Raw genomic sequence first — 7,759 nt, forward strand, 5'->3', positions numbered from 1 at the left:
TCTCGGCGCCGCCCCCGGCGGGGCGGTCGGTCAGGTCAGACCTTGCGGCGGCGGGCGGCGGCGGCACCCAGGATGCCGATCCCCATCAAGGCCAGGGTGGCGGGCTCCGGAATACCGGAGACCGGGCTGTTGGCATCCGACTGGAAGAGCGTGTCGGTACCGTCATTGCCGTTGACACCTTGCTGACCTCCGGTCCGGGCGTTGCTGTCCAACACAATGCGCGTGCCGACTGTCGCGCCACTGCCGGTCGAGTCCCAATTAAAGGACTTGGACGGATCGACGGTTTCAAACTGAAGACTCTGGCCCAGGTTCGCGATGCGGAACAGGTCAAACGCGATGGTTCCAGGGAAGACCCCGGGGGTAATGTCGACGGGAAGGACGTCCAGCGCCATCGTGCTGGTGGTGCCCGAACCCCCGATCGATTGCTTGCCGCCCCAGCCATCGGCCCCGTACTGATCCAGCAGCGCGATGTCGGTGAAATCCCCACCGAAATTAGAGATGAAGGCACCGCTGGGGGAAACAGTACCGGCCAGCATCAGGGTACCATCGGTGAAGCCGGTTCCGGCCAGGTAGTCGGAGTCGAAATTGTCGTACCACATGCGGAAGTAGTTCGGCGCACCGGTCACGAAGCCGAAGTTCGCTGAACTCTGCCCAGTACCGCCATTAATCGACGCCGCAGTCACCGACTCCTGGAAGCCGATCTCGTAGGTGATTTCCCAGCCACCGGCCTGATTCAATCCGCTGGGCGTACCGGCGTCGTTGTTGAAGGCATTCAGACGGCCGTGGCTGTAGACATCGAACTCGCAACTGCCCGTGGGGCATGCCCCGCTGGTGCCGATATAGTTCTGAAAGGCGGTATTACCGCCAATCGAGATCACGGGCGACGGCGCCCAGTCGAACTGGGTGACGTTCGTGGCCGTGCCGAAGCCGCCCATGTTGATGGTCAGCGGATTGGCCTGCGCGGCGAGCGGCAGCCCCAGGACGGCCACGCAGGCGGCAATGGCGGTCTTCTTGAATGCGGGCATCGGGTTCCTGACGGATGTCATGGTGTATCTCCTGGCAGTCTGAATGATAACAACTTTTGCGTCATACCGGAACGTGACGCACCGGACTCGGACCTTTCGGTCGCGAAGCGCCGCGACCTGAACCAGCCGTCGTGACGGCTGCATACTAAACCTTAAGCAACATGCGTGCCTACATCTGTTGCGATAGAAAAAAAGATATATTAGCCATTATGTTAGTGAATTTCTTTGGGCCCCGGCGAGGCGCCACCCCGGTCCCTGGCGCTGAAAGTGTAAAAAAAGCTGACACTCCGGGGGGCTCAGCGTCCGACTTGTCTGGTCAGGCCACTGTCAGGCACCCGGGGCGCTGCCGGTTGCACTGCGGCCCCGGGCGGGGAAAAATGCCCCTGCCCGGCCTGTCGTGCCGGGGCGCCCACCCTTTACATACCACGGGAGAGACTTGTGAACCAGCAGACGCCGAATCTTGACGGCCGTTACACGATGGAGCCACGTAACCGCTTTTTGTCCGCGGTCATGTCGATTGTCGAATATGAGATCAAGCGGCCTGGATCGACCGTCACCTTCCTCTCACAGGTCGACCTGTCCTCCATCGAGCGGGTGCGGGCCGCGGCCGCCCAGTCCGGGACGCGCAAACCCTCCTACACCGCCTTTGTCATGAAGGCCCTGGCCCTGGCGGTGCGGGAACACCCCTATGCTAACCGACGCCTGGTCCGGCTGCCACTGCTCGGCCCCCGGGTTCAGCGCTTTACACACATCGATGCCGCGGTGCTGATCGAGCGGGAACTGCCCGACGCACCGATGGTCGCCTTTGTCGACATGATTCGTGACGCCGATGGTCTCGGTCTCGACACCCTGACGTCACGGCTTCACGACCTGGCCGTCAGTGATGCCTCCAGTAATCAACAATGGGCAAGTTTCTCTTTTATTATCAATCGTCTGCCAAGGTTTCTGGCGCGTTGGGTGATCCGCCTGCCGGTACTGGTGCCAACGCTGTGGGTCCAGTATCGGGGGGGGGCCTTTGTGATCAGTTCCCCGGCAAAATATGGGGTCGACATGATCGCCGCCACCTGGCCCTGGCCGCTCGGGGTGTCCTTCGGGTTGGTCAAGGATCGGCCCCTGGTGCAGGCTGGAGCACTGGTGGTCCGGCCGACCTTTACCCTGACGCTCAATTTTGATCGCCGCGTCATGGCCGGCGCCCAGGCCGGGCGCTTCTATAAGCGCATCGTGGAACTGCTGGAGGCGGCGGAGACGACGCTGACCAACTAGCCCGGCAGGGTCGACCGGACCTGTGTGTGGATCCAACCATAGAGATCCCGGAAGTCGCCATGCTCCATCGCCTCCACGAACACATGGCTGTGGGAGAAATAGACGGCGCGGATGCCGTGGTGGTTGACGTCCTGACCCATGCGTCGCATCAGAAGACGGGAGCGCTGGAGGAGTCGGGGCAGAAAGGGCTCCATCACCGCGAAGACATAGGGCCGGTCCAAAATCTCCGCCTGGGCGGTGGCAGCCAGCATCAGGGCGGCCGAGAGCATGGGGAAGGTGCGCCGCTCCGTGTCTGAAAGGTCCAGGGCGGTAATCTCACCGAAACGCGTCAGTGATTCGCCGGAGCGGCGGCGGAAGGCCGCGTCCACGGCGAACCGGGAGGCCTCGCAGACTTTGTCCCGGGGCGCGCCGACGGCAGTCATGGCGCGGCGGTCAAGGCTTGCCGCGCAGCATTGCTCGTACGGCATTTCCTGTTCGGCCCCGGCGATCCATCCCGGACAGATGCGCACGCAGCCGGCGGGCATGCCGCTTGCCGTATGGGTGATCAGGCAGTGGGCGGCAGTCAGGTCGAAGGCGTCGGTCTCCATCCGGTCAGGAAATCGGTCCGCCGGCTCATAGCCGAATTCCTCGCAGTACACGCGGTAGCGGATCCGATATGTTTCTCCGCGCTCCGCGGCCGTGACGGCGGCCTTGATGGAGAAATAGTCCGGAAAGCTGTCGAGGGTCTTCTTGGTTTCCGTCGTCATGAGAGATACCCGTTGCCTGCCCGATCCCAGCACACAGATTCGACTGCATCGGTTTCTGCTAAGTCTGCGCGGCCGAACCACCGTCCGCAACCACAAAACCGACCCAAGGTCTTGGACTCAGGATAGCCGCGGGCATTCTCTCATTTCAACAAATTTAGCACTTGACGTCGTCCCGGGAGACTGGCGCCCCGTCAGGCCCTCAGTTCCCGCGTTTGTCGTCCCGGGCGGACGGGGCCGTGCCCGTGCACACCGGCGCCATCCGAACTGCCGGCTTTCTAGTGAAGGGCCTGCGAGTGCCGGTCGCCGGGGCACGGGGGCGGCGGGGCAATGGTGTCGCACTCCGCATCGAGCAGGCGTTGGAGGGTGGCCAGGCACTCAGGTGAGCAGCAAGGGAGCACCGCAAAGACGCCGCAGGCCCAGTGTTGAATCTGCTGTGAGGTCCCAAGGGGGGCACCGCAGGCCGGACAGCGGCCCGCATCCCGCGGCTGGTAGTGACCGCAAAAGTAGGGCATTACCTCTCCAAACCGTCCGTAACGGCGGTACAGGTGCCAGGGGAAACCCGGCGTCGGACAGCGGCACTGGCCGGGGCACGGGGCCCCGGTGCCCGTGTCGCCCTGTCCGTGACTGTCGTGAAGGCAGTTCCAGCAGGCCTCTCGCTCCATTGCTTGCTTCCTCGGCTCGATGCGCGCATAAAGATGCCCGCAGCATCGAACACGAGGGACCAAAATTCTGTGCGCCCCGTCATACATTCGACCGCCCGCGGGTCGCGGCTCAGGCCGACAGCGCGCTCGGGCTGATCGCGAACGGCGCTCGGTGAAGGGGGATGGGGGCGACCGCGCTGTCGCCGGCACCGCTGAAAAATTCCGAAGCGCGCAGAAACGCCGGGCTGGTTTCGGCGATGGCCGCGAAGGAGGTCAAGGTCTCTCGCATTCCCAGGTCGGCTTGCTCGACATCATAGCGAAACGGAATCCGTACCCCGCGGTGCTCGATCTCATGACCGACGCGGGTCAGCGCGATCCCAAACCGGGTCAACACCCGGGACAGGGCCGCGGTGACAATGAAATAGCAGTAGCGGATATCGGGGCTCCACGCGAGACTCGCGCGCAACAGCCGCAGGAATACATCATTATCGTATTGTCTGAAAAATACGCCGCAGCCGTCGCTCGCGGATTGCCCCGCAGGCTGATACCAGGCGTAGTGCTCGGCCTGGACTGTTTGACGGTAATCCCTGAGGATGCACAGGCGGGAGAATTCCACCGCGTGGGGCCGCAACTCCGTGAGCCCCTGCAGCGCAGTGCCGACGATCTCCTCGCACGGCAGCCTGGTGCGTGAGGCAGACACCAACCGCATGGCCCCGGCGCATTGCCGCTCCTGCCGATCCCAGACAATGAAATGCCGGGCGTATGGGTCATACTGATCATGCTCTGCCTGCATGGGAAAGGCGTCTGGATTTTCAAAGCCGGTGTCCTCACAAAACACCTTGAATCGTACCTGATGATGGAGCCTGCGGGCCGCGGCCGTGTCCGCGAGAATACAGACGAAGCGGTCAATGACGGGGAGTTGCACGCCACAGCGCGGTGACGCGAAAGGAATCGGTGTCATCATTTGAAACCTCGGGTCTTATGGTCGGGTGATATAGGGCGCTGTTGGTCCCACGCGAGCGCGATCGTATTGCAGAAAAATACGTTGCTTCCGCGCGCGGTCGTCGGTGTCATGACACCGACGATGACAAAATAGTCGCAATCACCATGGGTTCCGGTTACCCGCTAACCGAAGGAATTAATTCTTTATAAATCAGTTATTAAAAAAATATGACCCAACTTTGAGTCCTTATCTTCCCACATATATTATTATTTTTCAACTGACTATCGGCATGCACCTGAAAGTCGGTCGAGAAAAGCTTGGTAACCTTCTAACAACAAATGATTAGCGTCGTGCTTCAGCGACGGGATCCAGGCGCGCAACCGTCCGCGCCAGCGCTCCAAAGGGGCGTGACTTACCAGCCCAGGGGAACGCCCTGGGTTGTCCTGATCCCCTGAGAGATAGTCCTCAGACCTTGCCGCGGTCGGTCAGTGGTGCGCGCAGGGCCGCCCGCGCCTGGCGAATCATCTGCTGCGTGGTCGGCCAGTCGACGCAGGCGTCGGTGACGGAACAGCCGTAGCGCAGTTGCGACAGGTCGGTGGGGATCGGTTGATTGCCGGCCGCGATGAAACTCTCGATCATCAGCCCAACGATCGAGCGGTTTCCGACCCGGATCTGATTGACGCAATCCTGCATGACCAACGGTTGGAGTTCCGGCCGTTTGGAGCTGTTGGCGTGGGAGCAGTCGATGACCAGGTTGGCCGGCAGCTTGGCCTTGGCCAGCGCCTGCTCCGCCATGGCGACACTGACGGTGTCGTAGTTGGGTCTGGCCCCTCCGCCGCGCAGCACCAGGTGCCCATAGCGATTGCCGCGGGTGCGTACGATACTGGACTGACCCAGGGCATTGATGCCCAGAAAGCTATGGGGCTGGGCCGCGGAGACGATGGCATTGATCGCGTTGTCGATGCAGCCATCGGTGCCGTTCTTGAAGCCGACCGGGGTCGAGAGGCCGGAGGACATCTCCCGGTGGGTCTGTGATTCGGAGGTGCGTGCGCCGATCGCGGTCCAGGCGATCAGGTCTCCGAGATACTGGGGGCTGATGGGGTCGAGCGCCTCGGTGGCGGCGGGTAATCCGAGTTCGGTCACGGCCAGTAAGAAGCGCCGCGCCCGCTCCATCCCCTCGGCGATGCGAAAGGTATCATTCAGGTCGGGATCGTTGATGAAGCCCTTCCATCCGGTGGTCGTGCGGGGCTTTTCAAAGTATACCCGGATGACCAGGACCAGGGTGTCGGCCACCTCGTCGGCCAGCCCCTTCAGGCGCTGCGCATAGTCGAGACCGGCGACCGGGTCGTGGATGGAACAGGGGCCGACGATGACAAAAAGACGCGGGTCGCGTCGGTCCAGGATGGCCTCCAGGGTGGCGCGGCCCGCCACGACGGTCGCCGCGGCCCGTTCGGAAATGGGCGCGGCACCCAGGATCTCGTGCGGGGACGGCATGGGGTCGAAGGCGACGACATTCAGATTTTCAGTGTGTTGCATAGGTGGCGACGGAATCTCAGGTGCGGCGGGACCGGTCGAATAGAGATGGCAGTTGGCGAACCGCTGCGACGACGCAGGCAGGCTTGCCAAGAATACTCCGCGTCGACCATCCAGGTGGCAACCGCGGACTACGCCGAGGCCCACGATGACGCGATTGTGCCAGAATACTACAAACGGTATATTTCAGCCGATGAACGGTGCAAACTGCCGATGGCGGGCCGGATTGTCACCGTCCGGCATTCGCAGGCTGTTGCGGGCGGGGCCGCTCGGGTTACCCTAGGTGCCGGCCCGGAGCACCCGGCGATACCCCACTATGTCAGTCAACCCCATGCATCGTCGGTATCTGTCCATCGCCTGCCCCCTCCTCCTCCCATTTTGCCTGGCGGCGGCGTGGGCACTGGCGGGTGCCTCCAGTGCCCGAGCGGCAGACCCGACCGCTCCCACGCGTGAGCGACCCACCCCCGCGCCCCGCACCGTCATTGCCGCCCTCGGCCGCGTGGAGCCGCTCTCGGAGGAGATCCGCATCGCCGCGGCCATGACCGGGCGGCTTGCTGAGGTGCTGCTGGACGAGGGTCAGCCGGTCACCCGCGGCCAGGTCGTGGCCACCCTGGAGAACGCGGACCACCTGGCGCGGGTGCAGGAGGCGCAGGCCAACGTCGCGATCGCACAAGCGGCCCTGGAGCGCGTGATCAATGGCGCGCGGCCGTCCGAGCGGGAGGAGGCGGCCGCCGCCGTCGGCGAGGCGCAGGCGCACCTGACCCGGGCCGAGCGCGAGTTGGCCCGCCAGACCGGACTGGCGCAGAAGCGTCTGGGCAGCGGCCAGGACCTGGACAACGTCGGGAGCGCGCGCGACGTGGCCCAGGCCCAACTCGCCCGCGCCCGCGCCCGGCTGGCGGTGGTGGACAGCCCGGCCCGGGCCGACGAGCAGGCCCGGGCGGAGGCGGAATTGGCACTGGCGCAGGCGCGGCTCGCCGTGGCGCGGGCGCTCTATGAAAAGTCCTTCGTGCGCAGCCCCATCGACGGGGTGGTCCTGCGGCGCTTCCGGCGTGCCGGGGAGCAGGTCACCGAGATGGGCGACACCCCCATCCTGGCCGTGGGGGACCTGGCCCACCTGCGGGTGCGCGCGGAGGTGGACGAGGCGGATATTGCGCTGCTGCGCGTCGGCCAGGACGCCTATGTCCAGGCCGACGCCTACGGCGAGCGGCGCTTCCCGGGCCGGGTCGGGCGGATCGGCAGCCTGATGGGGCGCAAACAGGTGCTCTCCGACGACCCGGCCGAGCGCAAGGACACGCGCGTGCTGGAGGTGCTGATCGACCTGGAGCCGGGTCTCGCGCTGCCGGCAGGGTTGCGGGTGGATGCTTATATTGTTATCGAGTCGTCGGGGTAGGGCGCCCATGGACCGGACAATCCGAGGCTTCGGTCATCCGCCGGACCGCCCGGCGGCGCGAACCGCATGAGCGCCCGGCTGTCGCAGTGGGGCATGGGCATGGCCGGGCTGCTGGCCTGGCGTAATCTCTCCCATGACCGTTCGCGCTTTGCCGTCACCCTGGTGGGGATTATCTTCGCGGTCGTCCTGATTGCCGCGCAGATGGGGCTTTTTCTGGG

8 protein-coding genes (1 of these 8 running past the window's edge) are annotated in these 7,759 nt (G+C 64.3%); 4 read left to right on the forward strand and 4 right to left on the reverse strand.

Features of this window, described 5'->3' with window-relative positions; translation table 11 throughout:
- Window positions 1-35: 35 nt before the first annotated feature.
- Window positions 36-1,025 (reverse strand): PEP-CTERM sorting domain-containing protein, encoded by a 990-nt coding sequence (locus THSYN_RS08260; protein WP_157817526.1) that lies wholly within the window; start codon window positions 1,023-1,025, stop codon window positions 36-38.
- 438 nt (window positions 1,026-1,463) lie between these two features.
- Here THSYN_RS08260 and THSYN_RS08265 point away from each other — a divergent pair, with 438 nt between their 5' ends.
- A complete protein-coding gene (locus THSYN_RS08265) occupies window positions 1,464-2,288 on the forward strand; it encodes a 2-oxo acid dehydrogenase subunit E2 (protein ID WP_100918711.1) in 825 nt (274 codons plus the stop codon).
- Here the strand turns inward: THSYN_RS08265 and THSYN_RS08270 are convergent.
- Window positions 2,285-3,034: a PEP-CTERM/exosortase system-associated acyltransferase gene (locus THSYN_RS08270; RefSeq protein ID WP_100918712.1), complete on the reverse strand. Its 750-nt coding sequence runs from the start codon at window positions 3,032-3,034 to the stop codon at window positions 2,285-2,287. The two genes, THSYN_RS08265 and THSYN_RS08270, sit on opposite strands and share 4 nt — an antisense overlap.
- Window positions 3,035-3,270: 236 nt before the next feature.
- Between THSYN_RS08270 and THSYN_RS33545 the strand changes: the two genes are divergently transcribed.
- Window positions 3,271-3,417 carry a hypothetical protein gene (locus THSYN_RS33545; RefSeq protein WP_157817527.1) on the forward strand — a complete coding sequence of 49 codons (147 nt, stop codon included), beginning with the start codon at window positions 3,271-3,273 and terminating at the stop codon, window positions 3,415-3,417.
- A gap of 388 nt (window positions 3,418-3,805) precedes the next feature.
- Here THSYN_RS33545 and THSYN_RS08275 read toward each other — a convergent pair whose 3' ends face one another.
- Window positions 3,806-4,639 (reverse strand): PEP-CTERM/exosortase system-associated acyltransferase, encoded by an 834-nt coding sequence (locus tag THSYN_RS08275; RefSeq protein WP_100918713.1) that lies wholly within the window; start codon window positions 4,637-4,639, stop codon window positions 3,806-3,808.
- 444 nt (window positions 4,640-5,083) lie between these two features.
- Window positions 5,084-6,154 (reverse strand): 3-deoxy-7-phosphoheptulonate synthase, encoded by a 1,071-nt coding sequence (locus tag THSYN_RS08280; RefSeq protein ID WP_100918714.1) that lies wholly within the window; start codon window positions 6,152-6,154, stop codon window positions 5,084-5,086.
- Window positions 6,155-6,467: 313 nt separating this feature from the next.
- Between THSYN_RS08280 and THSYN_RS08285 the strand changes: the two genes are divergently transcribed.
- Both THSYN_RS08285 and THSYN_RS08290 read left to right on the forward strand, forming a co-directional pair.
- A complete protein-coding gene (locus THSYN_RS08285; RefSeq protein ID WP_100918715.1) occupies window positions 6,468-7,541 on the forward strand; it encodes an HlyD family secretion protein in 1,074 nt (357 codons plus the stop codon).
- A gap of 66 nt (window positions 7,542-7,607) precedes the next feature.
- Window positions 7,608-7,759, forward strand: partial view of an ABC transporter permease gene (locus tag THSYN_RS08290; RefSeq protein WP_100918716.1) — the 5' portion only. It continues 1,009 nt past the right edge of the window; the window shows 152 of its 1,161 coding nt (coding positions 1-152); the start codon lies at window positions 7,608-7,610; the stop codon falls past the right edge of the window.

This window comes from Candidatus Thiodictyon syntrophicum, from assembly GCF_002813775.1.
Taxonomy (GTDB): domain Bacteria; phylum Pseudomonadota; class Gammaproteobacteria; order Chromatiales; family Chromatiaceae; genus Thiodictyon; species Thiodictyon syntrophicum.

Bases quoted from the DNA above. Each gene is read 5' to 3' on its own strand.
- THSYN_RS08285 (WP_100918715.1), top strand. From the start codon at position 6,468: ATGTCAGTCAACCCCATGCATCGTCGGTATCTGTCCATCGCCTGCCCC.
- THSYN_RS08270 (WP_100918712.1), bottom strand. From the start codon at position 3,034: ATGACGACGGAAACCAAGAAGACCCTCGACAGCTTTCCGGACTATTTC.
- THSYN_RS08280 (WP_100918714.1), bottom strand. From the start codon at position 6,154: ATGCAACACACTGAAAATCTGAATGTCGTCGCCTTCGACCCCATGCCG.
- THSYN_RS08260 (WP_157817526.1), bottom strand. From the start codon at position 1,025: ATGCCCGCATTCAAGAAGACCGCCATTGCCGCCTGCGTGGCCGTCCTG.
- THSYN_RS08275 (WP_100918713.1), bottom strand. From the start codon at position 4,639: ATGATGACACCGATTCCTTTCGCGTCACCGCGCTGTGGCGTGCAACTC.